The organism is Hahella sp. CR1 (assembly GCF_029813005.1).
Classification (GTDB): Bacteria; Pseudomonadota; Gammaproteobacteria; order Pseudomonadales; family Oleiphilaceae; genus Hahella.
This window is the reverse complement of sequence record NZ_JAPELK010000004.1, coordinates 165,454-186,231: the sequence shown is the minus strand read 5'-3', so window position 1 is coordinate 186,231 and position 20,778 is coordinate 165,454. Positions and strand designations below refer to the sequence as shown.

The window sequence follows — 20,778 nt, the reverse complement described above, 5'->3', positions numbered from 1 at the left end:
ATAAGTATGAGAACCGCAAAGCTGTATGCAAAAGTGTTAACCGGACTGTGTCTCACAGCCGGCCTCGCCCATGCGGGAGACACTATTCAATCTTACACCAGCACTTTGTACGAATTGGATGACAGCGACGCCAGGAGCAAACGTATCCGGCTCGTTTACACCGTACAAAACGCCTGGAACCAGTCGCACTATCCTGAAGGGATCAAGGAAGTAAAACTGGTGCTCAACGGAGGCTCGGGGTTCGATATGACCAACGTGCCTTCCCGTCAGACTCTGTATGAGTCAGGAACCAGCGCGGACTACCGTTATACGGTGCCGACGGCGTTCCAGCTAAAAGTGGGATATCAGGACGGCTCCAGACTGCGCCACCTGAGTCACGCTCCCTCCAACACTATCTCCAGCGCTCAGGTGAGCGAATCAACGGACTTCAACCTGGGCTTTACGCTTAACGAGGAATCGCCAAGCATTAATGGCGGCGTCTCCTGGAGCACACGGATTACCTACAATCAGGACGAGTTCAAGACGGTGACCGATTTTGACCAGGGCAACGAAGGCGTGACCTGGAATATCGTCAGCCAGACCATCAAACACCGCACGCCGCCGAAAGATAACCTGCTTTACGCATGGACTTATCTGTTCTGGGGCTGTGGCATCAACAACCTCATCCCGACCAGCGAATTGCCGACAGTGATGACGTCAGACTTCAAACCGGAAGCGGTGGTGCTGTACCGCAAATACGATTTGAACGACGGCGTCGACTACACGCGCTTGAAGCTGGAAGCGAACTGGCAGAAGACTCATTACCACTTCGCTCGCGACTGGTGCTCTTTCCACTCCAATTTCAGCTGGAAGGGCTACCACGACTACAGCGAGTGGACCAAAGCCAATCGCGTCGTGTCTATCTCATGGAAGGACGGCCTGTACCACTAACGGACCCCATCAGGCTGACGGCTCCCCCAAGGGGAGCCACTTCCAGCGGACATGACAAGTAGAAGGTGATCATTATGTCAGTAAAAAAATTGGTTTTATGGGGCGCGCCCTTATGTCTGGCGGCGGGCGTTTTTCTCTACCACACAAGCGGCGACGACGCTGACGCGAACTCCGCACCGCAAACCACGGCGACGGAAATCCAGGCGGACAACCAGGACGCAACGCTGACGAGCGTGTCTCCCGAATTTATGGAGGAAGCCACGCAACAGGCGGAGGCCGAAGCGGCTCCCGAGGTGGAAGAGCCGGTTCAGGACACAGGCCCCTGGGTATCGCAGGCGTCCACATCGCTTAGCGCAGAGCTGTACGACTTTATCGAAGCGGAAGGGTTACGCTATGTCGACACCAGTAATTTCCCGTTCGATCCGCAAACAGAAAGGCTGCTGCAGAAGCTTTCCCAGTCCGGCGAGATTCTTCTTTTCGACAATACAGAAGCAGAACGGCTTGGCGGTCTGACGGAGAAGCCGTCGGATATTATCGCAGATTACTACGGCGCAGCGACTGAGGGCGACGCCATCATCGCCACCAGTGTGACCAACGCAGACGGCAGCGTTCATTTCATGGTGTTGCCGGTGCATAAGAAAGGCGAGGACAGCTCACTGTCCGAGGACGTCAAACTGGCGGTGGCGTTATTGAAACAAGAAAAAGAAACCAAAGAGACTCTATAACGACAAACCCGGCTGCGGCGACAGCGCCACAGCCGGGTTTGCGTTTTAATAGATAAACCTGTTCGTCCGCCCTCCGGTCAGGCGGAATCGGTTCGGGTCAATGCCGAGCCGGTCTCTGCGCTCCAGTCTGGCTGGAATGCAGCGCTTTAATCAGATCCGCCTCCGCCCTGGTCAGGCCGCAGGCTTTCACCAAATCCTCCACTTCCGCGCCCAACGACAACAGGCGGGCCGCTTCATTGTAAGACACCTTTTGCACATCCATGGTTTGCAGTTCTTTTTGCTTGAGTTCAGCGGCTTTCAGACGCTGATCAATGGAAACCACCTTTCGGCCCACGCCAATGCCACTGTCGGAGAGCATATTGAGCTTATCCCGCATCTGCCCGACCTCGATTTCCAGACGTACAATGCGCTTGGCCTGCATCCGACAGAGAGTGAAACAGGCAATGGCGACGACCAGCCCGAAACACAGGGACACAAGCAGCTCCCAACTCATGAATTGCGGATTCATAACTTATCCTCCCGCGCCAGCTTATTGGGTGAGACTGATCACAAGGACGCCACCTCGGACCACTCTTCTTCTGACATCATTTTTTCGAATTCAACCAGAATAATCAGTTCTCCATTCTTGTTGCAGACGCCTTGAATGAACTTGGCGCTTTCCTCGTTGCCGACATTTGGAGCGGTTTCCATTTCCGACTGCCGCAGATAAACCACTTCCGCCACAGAGTCCACCAGAATGCCCACGACTTGATTATCCACCTCTATCACCACAATCCGGGTGTGATCGCTCACCTCCGCTTCCGACAAGCCAAACCGCTTGCGGGTGTCGATGACCGTGACGACATTGCCGCGCAGATTGATGATGCCGAGAACGTAGTCCGGCGCGCCAGGCACCGGGGCGATTTCCGTATAGCGCAACACCTCCTGGATCTGCATAACATTGATGCCGTAAGTTTCATGATCCAACTTGAAGGTCACGTATTGCAGAATCGGATCTTCTGAACTTTGGCCCTGCCCTGAATAGGATGCCATAGCGTTTAACCTCTTTCTCCCGACGCTGAGCGTCAAATTTCTAGCGTTTGTACTTAATTAATATAGAACAACGCAGGATCTATGCCAGCCGATTTTGCCAACCGCCCCAGGTCCGTCGTCGGCTCCGCGTCAGCTTTTTTTGCCAGCTTTGGCGGACGACTGATTCAATTGTTGCTCCAGTCCATCCACATCCAGCAGCGCACACATATGCGTCACCACTGTGCCGGCCAGCCATGGACGCTTAGAACGTTCGCTGCGCCAGCGCACTTGATCCGGGTCCAGAGTAAATGCTTCCGCGATGAAATCGCAGCCAAGCCCCCACTCAGAATCATGCAAGCGAATGATGTAGCGGATATTTTCGCGGTATTGCGACTTATAGCGGTCAGGCATGACCCATTGCGCTGTATCCACAACTCTCACATTCATTCCTGCTACAGGTATCAGCCCGACGAACCAGGAGGGCATACCGAACAGCGGCGTGGTTTCATGATCCATCGCATGCACGCCGCCAAGAGAAATCAGCGGCACCGCCAATTTCAGACCCGCCACGTTAAACAGAAGGCACTCGAAACGCTCCTGCGCCCACACCGGCCTGCCGTTAGCGGCCCATCCATCCGGCGCGCCGCCGGAGCCAGCCTCAACGTCAACCTCCTCCTGCTGCGCTACTTCCGGCTCCACCGCCGTCGGCGCGTCACGTTCTTGACGCCTCGCTTCAACTTTTTGACGCGCCAGCGACTGCGGTTCCGGCTCTTCTTCTGTCGATTCCGAGACACGCCATTGCTTTAACTTCTCCCGTAACGCCGCGCTTCGCTCCGCCACCGACGGTTTTTTTTCCGTCTCCACTGGCGCTGGCGACGGCGGAGCCACCTTGGGCATCGGCATCACCAGCCTGGGCGGTTCCTGCAAAGCCAGACGCGCCTGCTCCGCCTGCCGGGCGAGCATACGTTGGCGCGCCAGAGTCATGCGCCCTTGTTCCAGTAACGCCTCCGCTGCGGAATGCGTCGAGGCGCTTTCTTTCTCCGCCGTGTTCATGTCCACCTCCTTCCCTGGCGAAACCGCTTTATGACGCGGTGCGGCTATAGCGCGTTCGGTCTCAGGCATCTCCGGCGGCGATTTCGTTGGTTGCGGTTTTGTGGGTTGTGACTGAGCCTGCTGTGGGTCATTCACTGTGGTCGAGGGTTGCTTACGCACACCGGTCTGGTTTGAGGCCTCTTTGAGGTCAGACTCCGCCGCAGACGCAGCCGTAGTGACGGACTTGTCCTCCTGCGCCGACAAATCAACGTCAGAAGGCTCGTTATCCTTGTCTGGCGCCGGCTTCGGCTCAGGCGCAGGGGGGCGCAGCAGGTCGTCAATGTAATCGAGGACTGCCTTATCGTAGTTATCAGGATCGGCGAACTGCTTATCTGCCATTACTCAACAAATATCCTTTAATGCCTGCGGCGACCTCCGCCGCCCTTTAGTTAAGCCGCGCCGCCCGCCTGGGCCTGAGTCGGCGGATTGAACCCCACGTTGGCTTCCAACAGGTCATGCAACAGTTTTTCATAGCCGCGCACGCCATGGGTGGCGGCGTCGTACATGGAAGGAATCACGCCCGCCCGGCTGGCGTCGCGGAATTTGGTGTCCACGGGAATCGCATAGCGCCAGACCACATCGCCATACTGATGTCGCAGCGTGCGGAAGGTCTGCACCGACGCCTGCGTGCGACGGTCGAACATCGTGGGAATGACAGTATAGGAAAGCGGATTCTTCTGACTCTTCATCACCATGCCAAGGGTGTGCAGCATGCGTTCCAGCCCCTTCAGCGCCAGAAATTCCGTCTGCACCGGAATCAGAATATGCTGGCAGGCCGCCAGCGCATTGATGAGCAATACGCCAAGCACCGGCGTGTTATCCAGAAAGGCGTAATCGAAGTCGTCCCACAAGTGCGCCAGCGCCTTGGAAATGATTAATCCCATGCCTTCCACACCCACCATTTTCCGCTCCAGCGTGGCTTGCGCCGTAGACGCCGGCAACAGCTTAAGATTGGGGTGGCTGGTGTCGCGGATCAGAGTGCGCGGCAAATCCGCCGGCACTTTGCCCTCATGCATGAATAAGTCGTATACGCTGCCGCGGATACTGTCCGGGTCATATTTAAAATAAGACGTCAGCGAGCCGTGCGGATCAAGGTCCAGCAACAGCACCCGCTTGCCTTGTTGCGCCAGAATCCCGCCGAGGGCGACGGCGGTGGTGGTTTTACCCACGCCTCCTTTTTGATTCGCGACGGTCCAGATTCGCACGGTCGATACTCCCCGCGTTGATGTTCAGATAGGTGACGACAGCGCGTCACAGCGTCTCTGCGGCGCATATTCGTCATGTCGCAACAGAGTTCCTAATGACAGTATAGAAGCTCACAGTGACGGACATTAATGACAATCCTTATGCGCAACGTCGGCAAATCAGCGCCGCAATCCGTCTCTCCCTGTTTCGCCATGGTGGGACAGCACGATATATGCCAACGCCGGGATCTCGCGGCCTGTTTCAGCAGGATAAACCGTCAATTGGCGGGAAAACTGCGCGTCTGCCCTGACCTGGTCAGCGCCGCATGGTGAGACGCACTTTGGCGTCCTTGGCCACCAACAAAACCACTCGACGGTTTCTTTGCCGCCCCTCGGTGGTATCGTTACGGGCGACCGGCTGATATTCGCCGTATCCCACCGCCGCCAGACGTCTTGGGTCAACGCCGCCGATAATCAGCAAGCGCGCCACCGCCGCAGAACGCGCCGAGGAAAGCTCCCAGTTGGAAGGATAAATCGAGCTGCGAATAGGCACGTTGTCAGTGAAGCCCTCCACCAGAATGGCGTTGGGGTAGTCTTTGAGGATGCCGGCGATGCCGTCGATCAGATTGAACGCAGCGTCCACCGGCACGGCGTCGCCACTGTTGAACAGCAGATTGTTACGCAGGGACAGCTCGATCCAGTTGTCATTCTCGTTGATGGACACCATGCCTTGTCCAATCAACCCTTTTAGCCGGTAGTTAAACCGATTGGCGATTTCCCGCAAGCGCTCCCCTTCCTGCTCTTCCGTGGTTTCGCCGGGCTGGCTTTCCGGACTGTCGAAAGGCTGTATCGCAGGCGATTCACTTTGCGGAGGCGCCGCTGTCTGCTGTCCAACCTGAATAGGGTTAAGGCTGCGTTGCGTGGCGTTGAACACCCCTTCCAACGTTTCAGACAGGACTTTGTACTTGCCCTCGTTGACGGAGGAAACCGAATACATCACCACGAAAAACGCGAACAGCAGGGTGATGAAGTCCGCATAGGACACCAGCCAGCGTTCGTGGTTATGGGATTCTTCCCGGTTGCGGCGGCGCTTTCTCATAACTGGCGACTCCCGCTTATCGACATGAAGGGGTAACAACAGGCTTCATTACAGAAACCCTTTCAGCTTCAATTCTATTGCTTTGGGATTCTCTCCTTCGGCGATAGCGACGATGCCTTCGATCATCATTTCCCGCAGCAGCGATTGCTCGTGCACAATGCCTTTCAATTTATTGGCGATGGGAAAGTAGAACAGGTTGGCCAGCGCGACCCCGTAGATAGTGGCGACAAAGGCCGTGGCGATGCCGGGCCCTAACATGGAAGGGTCCTCCAAATGGCTCATGACCTGAATCAACCCAAGCACGGCGCCGAGAATCCCCAATGTAGGCGCGTAGCCGCCCATAGCTTCATAGACTTTGCTGGCGTCCAGATCACGCTGCTCGCGGCTGTTAAGCTCCAGTTCCATGATGCTGCGGATGGATTCCGGCTCAGCGCCGTCCACCAGCAGTTGCAGCCCTTTGCGGGAAAACGGATCGCGCTCTTTTTCCGCTACGGACTCCAATCCCAACAGCCCTTCCTTGCGCGCCACCATGCTCCAGGAGATGACCTTCTGGATGTCGTCTTCAAAGCTAAGATAGGGAGGGAGAAAAACCCAGAGAAACTGCTTAAAGGAACGCTTCAACACCTTGCCGGAGTGCTGCAGCACGATAGCGCCGAACGTGCCGCCAATGACGATCAGCGCCGCCGGCAGATTCAGTAAGGAGGAAACATCGCCGCCTTCGATCAGGTTGCCGCCGATGATCGCCACCAGGGCGATCAGGACGCCCACGATGCTGAGTAAGTCCATTATCCGACACCGTCAATCAACCGCGGCGCAAATTCATCCAGGGCTAAGACTTCATCCGACAGACCGGCGGTGGCCACCGCCATCGGCATACCGTAAATCACACTGGTCGCTTCATCCTGAGACCAGACCACAGAACCACTCTCTTTCAGCATGCGACAACCTTCGCGGCCGTCCGCGCCCATGCCGGTCAAGATGACGCCCAGTACTTTGCCGGGAAACATCTTGGCGCAGGAGCCGAAAGTGACGTCCACGCAGGGTTTGTAGTGCAAGCGCTCGTCGCCGTCGAGAATTTTGACCCGAGCCTGAGCACCAACGCGTTCAATCAAAGTCTGTTTGCCTCCGGGGGCGATGTAGGCCCATCCGGGCTTGAGGATCTCGCCGTTCTCCGCCTGTTTGACGGACAGTTGCGACAGACGATTCAGACGTTCAGCAAACGCCGGCGTGAAAGAGGCCGGCATATGCTGCACCAGCACCAGCGGCGCAGGGAACGCGCCCGGTAAGCGGGTGAGAATTTTTTGCAGCGCCACCGGACCGCCAGTGGAAGTGCCGATCAGCACCACTTTATAGTCCTGACGCGGCGTGCGTCGGGTTTTCGCCACCTTCACTTCCGGTTTTGGCTCTACCTTCGGTTCCGGTTTGGCCGGCGGCGCCTTGGCGCGTGGTTCCACGGCGCGCGGCGTCGGCGCGGCGGGCTTGGGCGGCTCGCGTACAGGCGTCGGCGGCGCAGGTTTGGCCGGTTCCGGCGCTGGAGCGGAGGCCCCGGACATACGATATTTGGCTCGCGAAACTTCTTTAATGCGGTCGTGCAGCAGGCGTTTGATCTTGGAGGCGTCGCCGGACATCGCCTCGAAGCTCTTCGGTAGAAAATCCACCGCGCCGGCTTCCAGGGCGTCAAAGGTCACTCGTGCGCCTTCGTAGGTAAGAGAGGAAAACATCAAGACCGGCGTGGGCTGAGTCCGCATGATTTCCCTAACCGCAGTAATGCCGTCCATGACCGGCATCTCGTAGTCCATGGTGATGACGTCGGGCTTCAGTTTAAGCGCCATGTCCACGCCTTCGCGGCCATTGCTGGCCGTGCCGACGACATCGACATCGCTGATGGAGTTCAGGATCTCGCAAAGGCGACGTCTGAAAAATCCCGAATCATCTACTACCAGGACCTTTAAGGCCATTCATCGGTCTCCCGTTTTTGGAAATCACTCCGCCGCTGCGCCTTATGACAGGCGCTCAGCCTGCGGAAGCCGCGGGCTCCGTTTCATCCGAGTCCGCCACCAACTGACTCTTCCTGAACGTCGGCCGACCGTATACTTTGCTGGACTTGGCGTAGCGTCCAAGCATGCTGGGAATGTCCAGTATCAGCGCAATGCGCCCGTCTCCGGTGATAGTGGCGCCGGCCATTCCCGGCGTGCCGTGCAGCATTTTGCCCAAGGGTTTAATGACCACCTCTTCCTGGCCGACCAGCTGATCGACCACAAAGCCCACGCGCTTGGTGCCGACAGAGACAATCACCACATGACCATTCTCTTCCGTAGGTTCGAATTGCGCGCCTTTCACCAGCCAGCGTTTGATGTGGAACAGCGGGAACACATTCTCGCGCACCACAATACATTCCTGCCCATCAACGATATTAGTCTGGGTCAGGTCAAGGTGGAATATTTCCACCACGCTCACCAATGGGAAAGCGAACGCCTGATCTCCCAGCATCACCATCAAGGTCGGCATGATGGCGAGGGTCAACGGCACTTTGATTACAATGCGCGAACCGCGCCCCAACTCTGATTCAATATGGATAGTGCCGTTCAACTGGGTGATCTTGGTTTTGACCACATCCATCCCGACGCCACGCCCGGACACATCGGATATTTCCGTCTTGGTGGAGAAGCCCGGCGCGAATATCAGGTTATACGCCTCGTTGTCGGTGAGACGCTCCGCGGCGTCCACGTCGTAGATGCCTTTTTCCACTGCTTTCTGACGCAACACCACCGGGTCCATACCCGCGCCGTCGTCTTCGATGGACAGCAGAATATGATCGCCTTCCTGCTCCGCCGCCAGCACCACGCGCCCTACCCGCGGTTTGCCTTTTTGCTCGCGCGCTTCGGGAGATTCGATACCGTGGTCCACTGCGTTACGCACCAAGTGGACCAGTGGGTCGGACAGAGCTTCGACCAGGTTCTTATCCAGGTCGGTGTCTTCCCCACGCAACACCAGATTGACTTCTTTGCGCAGGTTGCGCGCCAGATCCCTCACCACGCGGGGGAAACGGCCAAATACTTTCTTGATGGGCTGCATCCGCGTCTGCATGACGGCGGATTGCAAGTCGCTGGTAACCACGTCCAGATTGGACACGGCTTTGCTCATGTTCTCGTCGGCGAACTCTTCGCCTAAACGCTTAAGACGGTTACGCACCAGCACTAGTTCGCCGACCATGTTCATGATGTCGTCGAGGCGTTTGGTGTCCACCCGCACCGTGGTTTCCGTCGCGATGCTGGCCTGGGCGTCTTTTCCAGCGGCGGCGCTCGCCGCAGGCTGACGCCGTTCTTCGTCCGGCTCGGCGCGGGCTGGAGCTGGCGCGGGCTTGACGACTTTGGGCGGTTCTTTCTTGACCGGCTCCTTCTTGGCGGGCTCTTTTTTCACAGCCGCCTTTTCCGCCGGTTTCGCCGCGGCGGGCTTGGCGCCGCCGGTAGGACTAGGTCCCTTGCCGGAGCCGTGTAACTCGTCCAGCAGTTTTTCGAATTCGTCGTCGGTAATCAGTTCCGAGTCGCCAGCGGCGGCTTCCTCTTTTTTCTCTACTTTCTTTGCAGGCTTTTCAGGCTCGGCTTTTGCCGCAGGTTTGCCTTTCTTATCCGCAGCGGGGGCTTTCTTCTGCTCAGTCCCGTCAGAGACGGCGCCGTCAAACTTGCCTTTGCCGTGCAGTTCATCCAGCAAGGCTTCAAATTCATCGTCGGTGATTTCATCACCATCGCCGGCGGACACGGCTTCAGCCGCTTCTTCCTGAGGAACCGGAGCGGGTTCGGGAGCAGCCTTGGCGGGTTTGCCTTCCTGGGGACCTCCAAACTTACCGGGACCATGCAGTTGATCCAACAGTTTCTCGAACTCGTCTTCGGTGATTTCATCGCCTTCGCCTTTCGACTCCGACGCCTCCGCTTTCTCGCCGCCGTCTTCATCGTCCAGGGCGTTGAGCAGATTCTCGAATTCGTCGTCGGTGATATCGCCTTCCGCCGACGCCACAGGCTCTTCAACTTCTTCAGCCGCGTCTTCTTCGTGCTCTTCCACGGCTTCTTCGGCGGGCTCGTCAGCCTCTTCCGCCACAGCAGCGGACTCGCCGCTGGCCAGTCGCTCCAGGGCAGCCATGAGTTCGGGCGCGGCGGGGGTCAGTTCTTCCCGCATTTTCACCTGGGAAAACATTTCGTTGACGGCGTCCAGCGTCTGCAGCACGACATCCATCAATTCGGAGTCGACGCCGAGCTGGCCGTTTCGCAACAGGTCAAAGACGTTTTCCGCCACGTGGCAGCATTCCACCAGGGCGTCCAACTGAAGGAAACCGGCGCCGCCTTTGACGGTGTGGAACCCACGGAAAATGGCGTTCAGCAGATCGCGGTCGTCCGGGTTCTGCTCCAGTTCCACCAACTGCTCTGAGAGCTGTTCAAGAATTTCTCCCGCTTCGACTAGAAAGTCCTGCAGGATTTCTTCGTCCGCTTCAAACCCCATTCATGTGCTCCTCAGAAACCAAGGCTGGAAAGAAGGTCGTCCACGTCGTCCTGGCTGGCGACGACATCTGAGCGTCCTTCGGTCTGGATCTGCGGGCCGTGCCCTTTTGTAATAGACTCTTCTTCGGCTTTCATCTCATGCTGAATGCCTGTTATGCGGTCAACCTTGCCCGCCATGGCGACCAGCTTGACCAGATTCACTTCTACTTCCTTGACCAGACCGGTAACCTTGTTGATGACCTGTCCCGTGAGATCCTGAAAGTCCTGAGCCAATAATATTTCCGACAGATTGGTGTACACCTTGTCGCTGTTAGCGGCCAGATCCACCAAAAACTTATCAATGCGCTTATACAGCTCACGGAACTCAGAGGGGTCCATTTCCCGACGGCGCAGTCGTCCCCAGGCTTCCTTCAGCTCATGGGCCTCCTGCTTCATCTCTATCGCCACAGGCATGCTCGCTTCCACCATATCCATGGTCTTGTTGGCGGCTTTGTTGGTCATATCGACCACATAGGAAAGGCGATCAGAGGCGTCAGCGATTTTCGACAGCTCCTCCTCCTGATTCATCCTCACATTGCCCATGTCGATATTGAAATTGCGTATGGCTTCGTGCAACGAACGGGTCAACTTGCCCACTTCGTGGTACAGCGTACGGTCCCGAGTGTCATTAAGGTCGGAAATTACCCGCAACGCTTCGCCAAAGTCCCCCTTACTAACGTGCTCCATCAAGCTCGCCGCCTGCTCGCTCAAGCGCGTCTCAATTTCCTCTTGGGAGGAGGATGGTGGCTGCTGTTCATTGGTCATAGTAATTCCTGCGGTTTTATTATGAGTCGATCCGCTCGAAGATTTTCTCTATCTTTTCCTTCAGCACGGCCGCAGTAAACGGCTTCACCACATACCCGTTAACACCCGCCTGCGCCGCTGCGACAATCTGATCCCGTTTGGCTTCCGCCGTCACCATGAGCACCGGCAGGTTTTTCAGACTATCATCAGCGCGAACAGCCTGGAGTAATTCGATTCCCGTCATTCCGGGCATATTCCAGTCAGTGACCAGAAAATCAAACTTCCCGGTTTTTAACATCGGCAGCGCGGTGGACCCGTCATCCGCTTCATCGGTATTGGTGAAGCCCAAATCCCGAAGCAGGTTTTTAATAATCCGCCTCATTGTTGAAAAGTCATCTACAACGAGGATTTTCATGTTCTTGTCCAATGTAACCTCCACAATGGCGACGCTGGAAACCCTTTGATTTCATTACTCTACTGAGTAAGTCTAGCTGGTCGCGCCGTACTATCCAGTTTTTTGATACAAGTTGTTTTAGAAAACATGACCGCAGGATGCTGATTTCGAAAAAACATTAACCTGCGCAGGCAATGGCTTGATTTAGCTGTTTTTCCAGTCTGAGAGACGGGATCGCAGTCGCAAGGTCGCCTGGGAATGAATCTGACTGACCCGGGACTCGCTGACTGAGAGCACCTGGCCGATTTCCTTGAGGTTGAGTTCTTCGTCATAGTAGAGAGACAGCACCAGCTTCTCCCGTTCCGGCAAACCGTCTATCGCGGCGCTCAATTTTTCCAGAAAGGCGTTTTGTTCGATGTCGCTGAGGGGATTGTCGGTGGTTAACGTTTCGTCGTCAGAGCCGCCCTCCCCGTGAACGCCCAGCTCTTCCAGGCTGAACAGCTTCCCCGAACTGGCGTCGCGCAGGCTGGCGTGGTATTGCTCCAGGGGTATGCCCAGCTCTGCCGCCACTTCCGCATCCGACGCGTCTCGGCCGGTGCGGGCTTCAATAGTGTGTATCGCGTCCGCGATATTGCGGGCGTTGCGGTGCACGGAGCGCGGCACCCAATCGCCTTTACGAATTTCGTCCACCATGGCGCCGCGAATGCGGATGCCTGCATAGGTTTCGAATTTGGCGCCTTTGCTGGCGTCATATTTCTGCGCGGCTTCCAGCAGTCCGATCATGCCCGCCTGAATCAAATCATCCACCTGCACGCTGGCGGGCAGACGGGCGATCAGGTGATGCGCGATGCGCTTGACCAGAGGCGCGTATTGCCTGACCAAAGTGTCGGCGCGCTCCGCCCGCGTCTCGCTATACATCATATAAGTGTTCGCCAATGACATGAATTTGCGCGCAAGGCCTGCAATAAACCGGATGATTTCAACAAAAACGTTCTCATGGGTGTTTGAGGATATGTCCGGCGCAGCCATCACGCCTTATCGCAAGCGCCCGGGATATAGCCGCCGGGCGAGCCCTCGCATTCCGTCCGGCACGTGTCTAACTGTGCACCAGACGCTCCACAAAGAATTCCAAATTGCCTCTCGGCGCCGTCGGCAAAGGCCAGTTGTCCACTTTTTGCGCCAGCTGGCGGTACGCCAACGACGCTTTGGCGCGCGGATAGGCTTCGTACACAGGACGTTGCCGTTGCACCGATTTGCGTACGGCTTCGTCGAATGGAATGCTTCCTACATATTGTAGCGCAACTTCCAAAAAGCGTTCGGTGACCTTGGATAATTTACCGAACAAATGCCGCCCTTCCTGCTCGGAGCGAACCATGTTGGCGAGCACCCGAAAACGGTACATATCGTGGTTCTTGTTGAGCAGTTTGATGACGGCATAGGCGTCAGTAATGGAGGTGGGCTCGTCGCACACCACCACCAGGGCTTCCTGGGCCGCGCGCACGAAGGAAAGCACTTGTTCGGAGATACCCGCCGCCGTGTCGATCACCAGCACGTCCAGGTCGTCGCTGATGTCGCTGAAGGCGTTGATCAGACCCGCATGTTCAAGAGGAGACAGATGAGTAAGATGCTGGGTGCCGGATGACGCCGGGACGATCTTTATCCCCCCCGGCCCTTCGATCATGACTTCCCGCAGGGTGCAATCCCCCGCCAGCACATCCCCGATATTGCGCGAGGCGGTGACGCCGAGCAACACATCAATATTCGCCAGTCCGAGGTCCGCATCCAGCAGCACGACGCGACGTCCCAGGTCCGCTAACGCGAGGGACAGATTTATGGAAACATTGCTCTTGCCGACACCCCCCTTTCCTCCGGTGACTGCAATAACTTGAACCGGATGTACTTTACTCATACCGGTAGATATCTCCTGTTATTAGACGGCGCGGCGTTGACCCCGCACTCAATAGTTTAGACCACCAGTTCCGCAGCGAAGCGACTGGTGTTATTAGTTTGTTCGGTCTCCCGCCGGGTCCGCCGCCACAAAGCGTCCGCGCGCGCCACCAGGGCATGCGCTTTCGCCGGATGAATGTCATCGGGTATTTTCTGTCCGTCGGTGACATAGGCGACCGGAAGCCGGTTCAGGATGGCCATGCTCAACACTTCACCCAGACTGAACGCTTCATCCAGTTTGGTCATGATACAGCCGGAAAGCCCCAACATCTTATAGTAATGATAGGTGGATTTCATGACCTGCGGTTGGTTAACTGCCGACAATACAAGATAATTTCTGATGCGGTGACGAGTCACTTTCAGGTCTTTCTGCTGACGCTCCCAATTCGGGTCCTGGGGCGTCAATCCGGCGGTGTCCACCAGCACCAGACGTTTGTTGGCGAGACGGTCAAGCAGATCGTCCAGGCTGTTCTCTTCATCCACCACGTACACCGGCACATTCAGCAAGCGTCCAAAGGACTGCAATTGCTGCTGACTGGCCACCCGGAAACGATCGGTGGTGACCAGCGCCAGTTTTTCGGCGCCGTAGTGAACCACGAAACGCGCCGCCAGTTTGGCGAGGGTGGTGGTTTTGCCGGAGCCGGTCGGCCCCAGCAGCGCGCAGACTCCGCGCTGATGAATCAGTTCTTCATTTTCCGCCTTCAAACCATGCGCCAGACGCGCCATCAGGTTGCGCCATTGTTCTTGCGCGCCTTTACGCGGGTCCGCCTTGGCGGTGAGCGCGTTTTGCAGCTCACGGAAGATACCCATTTCCTGCATGCGCTCGATCAGCTCGCGATGGCCGGGATTTTCTTCCGGATGCGCGGCGGCGACAGGCTGACGCATGATGCTTTTAAGCTGCATGATCTCTTCGCGCATTTCCGCCAGCATACGTGAGGTTTCCGGCTCTCCGGCGCCGATTTGCCGGGAAGCCGTCGCCGCCGGTTCTGCAGCGGCAAAAGCCGGCGCAGGCTCCGCTTTGGGCCTGGCGTTGCTTTTCAGCGTTTCCAGCCGGTCGCGCACCCGCGACATTTCATCCTCCAGGCGACGGTGGCGATCCGCCGTCTCCCGGGCCACCGCAGAGGGCGTCGGGCGTGGGCCTTCCTGCTCAGGCATGCTGCTGCGCTGATCGTCCTCGTTATAATCCAGCGCACAGATCACCTCCACGCCATCCCCCGTTTTACTGGTGGACAGAATGACGGCGTCCGCGCCGAGATCTTCACGGATATCCTTTAAAGCCTGTTGCATTGACGCTGCAAAAAAACGTTTCACTTTCATAATGTTAGTCTCCCGGCTCCACGAGCCCGCACGGGATTACCCACTGATTGTCGCCACGATGGTGATTTGTTTGTTGTCCGGCACTTCCTGATAAGCCAGGACATGCATGCGCTCCACGCTGAGTCTGATGAACCGCGCCAGAACCGGACGCAGGCTGTTGGACACCAGCAAGACCGCCGCTTTACCGAGCATTTCCTGACGCTGCGCTGCTTCCGCCAGCGAGCGTTGCAGTTTTTCCATCATGCTCGGCTCCAAAATCAGACCGATGTCATCCATGCCGCCGGCCTGTTGCGCTTGTTGCATAGATTTAAGCAGTAATTGTTCCAACCCTGGGTCCAGAGTGATAACAGGCAGCTCAGGCTCCGCCCCTACTATGTTCTGGACGATCAGACGACGCAGCGACGCCCTCACCGCCGCCGTCAAAATACCGGCGTCCTGAGTCTTCGGCGTAAAGTTGACGATGGCCTCCGCAATGCTGCGCATATCCCGCACCGGCACATCTTCCTGCAACAGATTCTGCAGCACCTTCAACAGGGTGCTGAGCGAAACGGTGTTGGGAACCAGCTCTTCCGCCAGTTTCGCCGCCTTCTTGCCCAGCTGCTCCAGCCACTGTTGCACTTCTTCATGGCCGATTAGTTCATAGGCGTGACGGCTGAGCACCTGATTCAGGTGCGTCGCCACGACGGTGCTGGAATCCACCACGGTGTAGCCCAGCGTCTGCGCCTGTTCTTTCTGGGACGGATCAATCCACACCGCCTCCAGGCCAAAAGCCGGGTCTTTGGTCTGAATGCCGTCCAGCTTGCCGAAGACCTGACCGGGATTGATGGCCATTTCCCGATCCGGATGAATTTCCGCTTCCGCGATAGTGACCCCCATCAGGGTGATGCGGTAAAAGTTCGGCATTAAATCCAGGTTGTCGCGGATGTGCACGGAGGGCATGAGAAAGCCCAGTTCCTGCGACAGTTTTTTACGCACGCCCTTGATACGGGCCAGCAACTGTCCGCCTTGCGACTTGTCCACCAGTGGAATCAGGCGGTAACCCACTTCCAGACCAACGATATCCACGCTGGCCACGTCGTCCCAGCCCAGTTCTTTGGTCTCGGGTCCACGCACCGCCGGCGCGCTCTCGCCAGGCGCCAGTGCGGGTCCGCCGCCGGGTTGCGGCGGCGCGCCTGGGCGTCTGGGCGCAGGCGTGACGCCTTCGTCCACCACTTCCGACTGCTGCTGGCGTTTCCACATGAAATACGCCGCCGCGCCAAACACCGACGCCAACCCCAGAAACGCCATGTGCGGCATGCCTGGAATTACGCCCATGATGAACATAACGACGGCGACAATGGCCAGCGCCCGGGGGGAGCCAAACAACTGGTTGATGACCTGGCTGGACATATCCTGCTGAGTGCTGACGCGGGTGACCATGATGGCCGCCGCGGTGCTGAGCAGCAGTGAAGGAATCTGCGCCACCAGACCGTCACCGATCGTCAGCAGCGCATATTTCTGAACGGCGTCGTTAAACTCCAGATCGTGCTGCATGATGCCGATGGCGAGACCGCCGATCAGGTTGATAGCCAGAATCAGCAGACCTGCGACGGCGTCGCCGCGAACGAATTTACTGGCGCCGTCCATGGACCCGTAGAAATCAGCCTCTTGAGACACTTCCGCCCGACGCGCTTTGGCTTCGTCCTGGTTGATAATGCCTGCATTCAGATCCGCATCGATCGCCATCTGCTTGCCAGGCATGGCGTCCAAGGTAAAGCGTGCGCTCACTTCAGAGACGCGTCCCGCGCCTTTGGTGACCACCACGAAGTTGATAATCATCAGAATGGCGAACACCACCAGACCAACGGCGTAGTTGCCGCCGATCAGCACTTCACCGAAAGACTGGATAACTTTACCCGCCGCATCGCCGCCTTCATGACCTTCCAGCAGCACCACACGTGTGGAAGCGACGTTCAGAGCCAGACGCAATAAGGTCGCCACCAGCAGCACAGTCGGGAATATGGCGAACTCCATGGGACGCATGGCGTACACGCACACCAGCAGAATGACTAGCGATAAGGCGATATTGAAGGTAAAGAAGACGTCGAGCAGGAACGGCGGCACCGGCAACGTCATCATGCCCAACAACACCATCAGAAGCACCGGGATACCCAGGTTGCCGTGGGTCAGGGCCTTCAGGTTGTTGATCGCGGCAGCTCGTTCCATAACACTCCAAACGACAAAAGGTTGACGGAAAAAACCGTTTCCCTAGTGTGTCTGCAGGAACTGTGCCGCTCTATGGAAAAGCGACGCCGGACAGCGGTTAACGCAACTCACTGATCCCGGCGCAGATGGGAAGGTATCTTGAAGTCAGGCATGCCCTGGGGCTTCTTACCGTAGCCGCCGCGATAACGACGCAGTTGAAAGACATACGCCAGCACCTGCGCTACGGCGAGATACAGACCGGAAGGAATTTCGTCCCCCACTTCCGAGTGGTGGTAGATGGAGCGGGTCAAAGGCGGCGCCGAGACCAGCTCAACCTTGTGCGCCCTGGCGATTTCACGGATTTTCATGGCCATGTGATCTGCGCCTTTGGCCAGCACGATGGGGGCCGCCATTTTCTTGGCGTCATACTTCAGCGCCACGGAGTAGTGAGTCGGGTTGGTGATGACCACATCCGCCTTGGGCACATCCTGCAGCATGCGACGGCGGCTCATCTCGTATTGCACTTCCCGCACCCGTCGCTTCACTTCCGGCTTGCCTTCCGTGTCCTTGTATTCGTCCTTGATCTCTTGCATGGTCATACGCAGATTCTTCTGGTGGTCGTAGATCTGAAAAGGCACGTCCACCATGGCGATCAGGATCATGGAGCTGGCCAGAAACAGGAAACTCCACGCCAGCAACTTGCAGGCATGGGCCATGCTCACTGTCGTATCCTCCGCTCCCATCGCCAACAGATCCGGTATGGAGTGATTCAGAATTATGAGCGCCACACCGCCCACCACCAGCGTCTTGGCGATGCCTTTGATCAACTCCATCAGGGACTTCAGCGAAAACATCCGCTTCAGGCCTTCCAGCGGGTTGATGCGACTGAATTTCGGCGCCGCCGCTTTGCCGCTCATCATCCAGCCGCCTAACGCAATAGGCCCCAGCAGAGACGCAACCAGCAGCACCAGCATGAAGGGCGCCAGAGCGATCGCCATATCCAACGCCGCCATGCCGAGATGAATCATCGGCTGATGGGCATCAAACACTTCTTCCCGGGTTAACGTAAAGCTGGCGCGAAAGACACCTTCCAGCGCCTTGGCGATAGTCGTTCCAAACACCAGAAGACCAACCGCTCCCGCCAGCAACACCGCCGTGGTGTTCAGCTCGCGGGAACGGGGAATCTGTCCCTCCTCCCGGGCTTTCTCAATCTTTCGGGGGGTGGGTTCTTCGGTTTTTTCCTGACTGGTGTCGTTGTCGGCCATCGTCCGTCACACTCGTTTTACTTCGGGTTCAGGCGTCCTGCGCAATCGTCTTCTGTCCTGGGCCAGCGCCGCCTTATCAGGGCGGCGTCGGCTGCAGCATGACCTGCATGAAATCAAAGGTGTTCTCACTCAACACGGTGAACTGGGGCATGATGCCGCCAATGCTGATCCAGAACACCACCAGACCAAACAGCACCGTCATCGGAAAGCCGATGGAAAAAATATTCATTTGCGGCGCCGCCCGGGTCATTACGCCAAAGGAAATATTCACGATCAGCAGCGCGGTCACCGCCGGCAAGGCGATCATCAACGCGCTGGCGAACATCCAACTGATGCGCGAGGCCAGATACCACCAGGACCATGCGTCCACCTCCTGCGCCGAGATGGGTAAAAAGCGGAAGCTTTCCACCACCGCCTCGAACATCACCAAATGGCCGCCCATGGCGAGAAACAACAGGGTCACCAACATCAGATAAAACTGGCTCAATGCGGTCACGGTGATGCCGTTGGTCGGGTCCACCATGGACGCGAAGCCCAATCCCATGTTCATCGCCACCATTTGACCGGTCACTACGAACAACTGGAACAGCAGCAGCACGGCGAAGCCCATGGCCAGCCCGATCAGCACTTGCTGAATAATGATCGCCACCGAGCTGACGGATAGCGGGTCTACTTCCGGGACTGGCGGCAACGAGGGCACGATCAGAATCGTCATCAGCAGCGCCAGCGTCAGCCGTACGCGGGCAGGCACGATTTGCGTGCCCAGAATCGGCGTCGTCATCATGAAGCTGGAGATGCGAAACAATGGCCACAGATGCATGCCCATCCAGGCGCCGATCTGTTCGTCCGTCCACTCAAACACCGTACGGCTCCCTAACCGATGACGTCAGGGATGCTGGTGATGAGCATGTCGGTGTACTCCATCAACTGCGTCAGCATCCAGGGGCCGGCGATAATGATCACGATCAAGGTCACCAGCAGACGAGGCAGGAAGCTCAGGGTCTGTTCGTTAATCTGCGTCGCCGCCTGAAAAACGCTGACGATCAGACCGACCACCAGACTCGGCGCCACGATCAGCGTCACCAGCGTGACGATCAACCATAAGGCCTCGCGAAAAATATCCAGCACCACTTCAGGCGTCATAAGCGTTCTCCTCGGTTGACCGGGCTAAACCCCGAAACTGGCGGCCAGAGTGCCCATGATCAGGGCCCATCCATCCACCAGTACGAACAGCATGATTTTGAACGGCAGCGAGATGATGATCGGCGATAGCATCATCATCCCCATGGCCATCAAAACGCTGGCCACCACCATGTCGATAATCAGAAAGGGAATAAAAATCAGAAAGCCGATCTGAAATGCGGTTTTCAGCTCACTAGTGACAAACGCCGGCATCAGAATCGTGAACGGCACTTCTTCCGGGTTAGCGTATTTGTTCTCATCCCCCGCCAGTCGAATAAACAAACCCAGATCGCTCTCGCGGGTCTGACGCAGCATGAACTCGCGGAAAGGTTCGCTGGCCTTGGCCACCGCTTCCTGCGCTGTCAGTTTCTCGGCGAGATAAGGCTGCAGCGCCATTTCATTGGCCTGCTTAAACGTCGGCCCCATGATGAAAAAAGTCAGGAACAGTGCGATGCCCACCAGAATCTGGTTGGAAGGCGCTTGTTGCAGCCCCAGCGCCTGACGCAGGATGGAGAAAACAATGATGATGCGGGTGAAAGACGTCATCATCATCAGGAAAGCGGGGATAAAGGTCAGCGCCGTCATCAGCGCGAGAATTTGCAGGGTGACGGAATATTCCTGCGTGCCGTCCGGGTTGGTCACCAGCTTGACTGCTGGCAAGATAGCGTCCTGGGCCGACCAGGCGACTCCAGGAAGCATCAAAAACAAGATCAGGTAAGTTAACCGCAGGACCCTATTGCGCGCCATTCGCTTCGCCTTTTGCTTCGTTTTCAGTACGACGCAAAAGGCTCTGCAACTTCCGTGCAAACTCGCCGCTATGTGGCGACAGTTCTAGCGGCTCGTCCAATGTGAGCAGGTTGGTGATTTGATGTTGAGTAATGCCGACGATTATTTGACGATCGCCGACCTGCAATAACGCGATGCGCTCACGGGTCCCCACGGGCAACACCGCCAGCATTTTCAGATGTTGATGTTGTTGCGGGGCCAGACCGGTGAAGCGGCGCATCATCCAGGCGGCTCCGCCGATCAGCGCCAGCACCAGCACCAGCGCGCCGCCGACTTGCAGCAGCTGTCCCGCCTCCACGCCCGCCACCGGTTTCTTGGCGGCGGCTTCCTCCGCCGCCCGCGCCAGTCCCGGCGCCCACAACCACAGGGTCGTGGTCATGGCGACG

At 57.3% G+C, this 20,778-nt stretch carries 22 protein-coding genes; 3 read left to right on the top strand and 19 right to left on the bottom strand.

Annotation, left to right across the window (positions count from 1 at the left end):
* The first annotated feature begins 6 nt into the window (after positions 1-6).
* Positions 7-930, top strand: a complete 924-nt coding sequence (locus tag ONV78_RS11485; RefSeq protein ID WP_127969121.1) for a leukocidin family pore-forming toxin — start codon at positions 7-9, stop codon at positions 928-930.
* A gap of 74 nt (positions 931-1,004) precedes the next feature.
* Positions 1,005-1,655: a hypothetical protein gene (locus ONV78_RS11480; protein ID WP_279503231.1), complete on the top strand. Its 651-nt coding sequence runs from the start codon at positions 1,005-1,007 to the stop codon at positions 1,653-1,655.
* Between the two features lie 97 nt (positions 1,656-1,752).
* Here ONV78_RS11480 and ONV78_RS11475 read toward each other — a convergent pair whose 3' ends face one another.
* The 4 genes from ONV78_RS11475 to ONV78_RS11460 all read right to left on the bottom strand — a co-directional run bounded on the left by ONV78_RS11475 (position 1,753) and on the right by ONV78_RS11460 (position 4,963).
* Positions 1,753-2,163, bottom strand: coding sequence for a DUF2802 domain-containing protein (locus ONV78_RS11475; protein WP_279503230.1), 411 nt, complete (start codon positions 2,161-2,163; stop codon positions 1,753-1,755).
* Positions 2,164-2,201: 38 nt separating this feature from the next.
* Positions 2,202-2,687 carry a chemotaxis protein CheW gene (locus tag ONV78_RS11470; protein WP_011398905.1) on the bottom strand — a complete coding sequence of 162 codons (486 nt, stop codon included), beginning with the start codon at positions 2,685-2,687 and terminating at the stop codon, positions 2,202-2,204.
* Positions 2,688-2,816: 129 nt separating this feature from the next.
* The gene (locus tag ONV78_RS11465) at positions 2,817-4,097 is read right to left on the bottom strand and encodes a chemotaxis protein CheW (protein WP_279503229.1); all 1,281 of its coding nucleotides are present in this window, start codon (positions 4,095-4,097) and stop codon (positions 2,817-2,819) included.
* A 50-nt stretch (positions 4,098-4,147) separates the two neighbouring features.
* The gene (locus tag ONV78_RS11460) at positions 4,148-4,963 is read right to left on the bottom strand and encodes a ParA family protein (protein WP_279503228.1); all 816 of its coding nucleotides are present in this window, start codon (positions 4,961-4,963) and stop codon (positions 4,148-4,150) included.
* 129 nt (positions 4,964-5,092) lie between these two features.
* Here ONV78_RS11460 and ONV78_RS11455 point away from each other — a divergent pair, with 129 nt between their 5' ends.
* Positions 5,093-5,275, top strand: a complete 183-nt coding sequence (locus ONV78_RS11455) for a hypothetical protein (RefSeq protein WP_279503227.1) — start codon at positions 5,093-5,095, stop codon at positions 5,273-5,275.
* Here the strand turns inward: ONV78_RS11455 and motD are convergent.
* The 15 genes from motD to fliO all read right to left on the bottom strand — a co-directional run bounded on the left by motD (position 5,259) and on the right by fliO (position 20,771).
* Positions 5,259-6,041 carry a flagellar motor protein MotD gene (motD, locus tag ONV78_RS11450; RefSeq protein WP_216734938.1) on the bottom strand — a complete coding sequence of 261 codons (783 nt, stop codon included), beginning with the start codon at positions 6,039-6,041 and terminating at the stop codon, positions 5,259-5,261. The genes ONV78_RS11455 and motD overlap by 17 nt on opposite strands.
* A gap of 48 nt (positions 6,042-6,089) precedes the next feature.
* A complete protein-coding gene (locus ONV78_RS11445) occupies positions 6,090-6,827 on the bottom strand; it encodes a flagellar motor protein (protein ID WP_279503226.1) in 738 nt (245 codons plus the stop codon).
* Complete coding sequence (locus tag ONV78_RS11440; protein ID WP_279503225.1) at positions 6,827-7,999, bottom strand: chemotaxis response regulator protein-glutamate methylesterase; 1,173 nt, start codon at positions 7,997-7,999, stop codon at positions 6,827-6,829. Before ONV78_RS11440 ends, ONV78_RS11445 begins: the two co-directional genes overlap by 1 nt.
* A 55-nt stretch (positions 8,000-8,054) precedes the next feature.
* Positions 8,055-10,535 carry a chemotaxis protein CheA gene (locus tag ONV78_RS11435; RefSeq protein ID WP_279503224.1) on the bottom strand — a complete coding sequence of 827 codons (2,481 nt, stop codon included), beginning with the start codon at positions 10,533-10,535 and terminating at the stop codon, positions 8,055-8,057.
* Positions 10,536-10,546: 11 nt separating this feature from the next.
* Positions 10,547-11,338, bottom strand: coding sequence for a protein phosphatase CheZ (locus ONV78_RS11430; RefSeq protein WP_216734942.1), 792 nt, complete (start codon positions 11,336-11,338; stop codon positions 10,547-10,549).
* A gap of 19 nt (positions 11,339-11,357) precedes the next feature.
* On the bottom strand, positions 11,358-11,744 hold the full coding sequence (gene cheY, locus ONV78_RS11425) for a chemotaxis response regulator CheY (protein ID WP_127969112.1): 387 nt from the start codon (positions 11,742-11,744) through the stop codon (positions 11,358-11,360).
* A gap of 171 nt (positions 11,745-11,915) precedes the next feature.
* On the bottom strand, positions 11,916-12,632 hold the full coding sequence (locus tag ONV78_RS11420) for an RNA polymerase sigma factor FliA (protein ID WP_216734943.1): 717 nt from the start codon (positions 12,630-12,632) through the stop codon (positions 11,916-11,918).
* Between the two features lie 175 nt (positions 12,633-12,807).
* On the bottom strand, positions 12,808-13,620 hold the full coding sequence (locus ONV78_RS11415) for a MinD/ParA family protein (protein WP_127969110.1): 813 nt from the start codon (positions 13,618-13,620) through the stop codon (positions 12,808-12,810).
* Positions 13,621-13,676: 56 nt separating this feature from the next.
* Complete coding sequence (gene flhF / locus ONV78_RS11410) at positions 13,677-14,975, bottom strand: flagellar biosynthesis protein FlhF (protein WP_279503222.1); 1,299 nt, start codon at positions 14,973-14,975, stop codon at positions 13,677-13,679.
* 36 nt (positions 14,976-15,011) lie between these two features.
* Positions 15,012-17,180 (bottom strand): flagellar biosynthesis protein FlhA, encoded by a 2,169-nt coding sequence (gene flhA, locus ONV78_RS11405; RefSeq protein ID WP_279503221.1) that lies wholly within the window; start codon positions 17,178-17,180, stop codon positions 15,012-15,014.
* Positions 17,181-17,287: 107 nt separating this feature from the next.
* The gene (gene flhB, locus ONV78_RS11400) at positions 17,288-18,424 is read right to left on the bottom strand and encodes a flagellar biosynthesis protein FlhB (RefSeq protein WP_279503220.1); all 1,137 of its coding nucleotides are present in this window, start codon (positions 18,422-18,424) and stop codon (positions 17,288-17,290) included.
* Between the two features lie 76 nt (positions 18,425-18,500).
* Positions 18,501-19,286 (bottom strand): flagellar biosynthetic protein FliR, encoded by a 786-nt coding sequence (fliR, locus tag ONV78_RS11395; RefSeq protein ID WP_216734947.1) that lies wholly within the window; start codon positions 19,284-19,286, stop codon positions 18,501-18,503.
* 11 nt (positions 19,287-19,297) lie between these two features.
* Positions 19,298-19,567 carry a flagellar biosynthesis protein FliQ gene (gene fliQ / locus ONV78_RS11390; protein WP_216734948.1) on the bottom strand — a complete coding sequence of 90 codons (270 nt, stop codon included), beginning with the start codon at positions 19,565-19,567 and terminating at the stop codon, positions 19,298-19,300.
* Between the two features lie 24 nt (positions 19,568-19,591).
* The gene (gene fliP, locus ONV78_RS11385) at positions 19,592-20,353 is read right to left on the bottom strand and encodes a flagellar type III secretion system pore protein FliP (RefSeq protein WP_279503219.1); all 762 of its coding nucleotides are present in this window, start codon (positions 20,351-20,353) and stop codon (positions 19,592-19,594) included.
* Entirely contained in the window at positions 20,340-20,771 is a 432-nt protein-coding gene (gene fliO, locus ONV78_RS11380) for a flagellar biosynthetic protein FliO (protein WP_279503218.1), read from the bottom strand. Before fliO ends, fliP begins: the two co-directional genes overlap by 14 nt.
* Positions 20,772-20,778 lie beyond the last annotated feature (7 nt).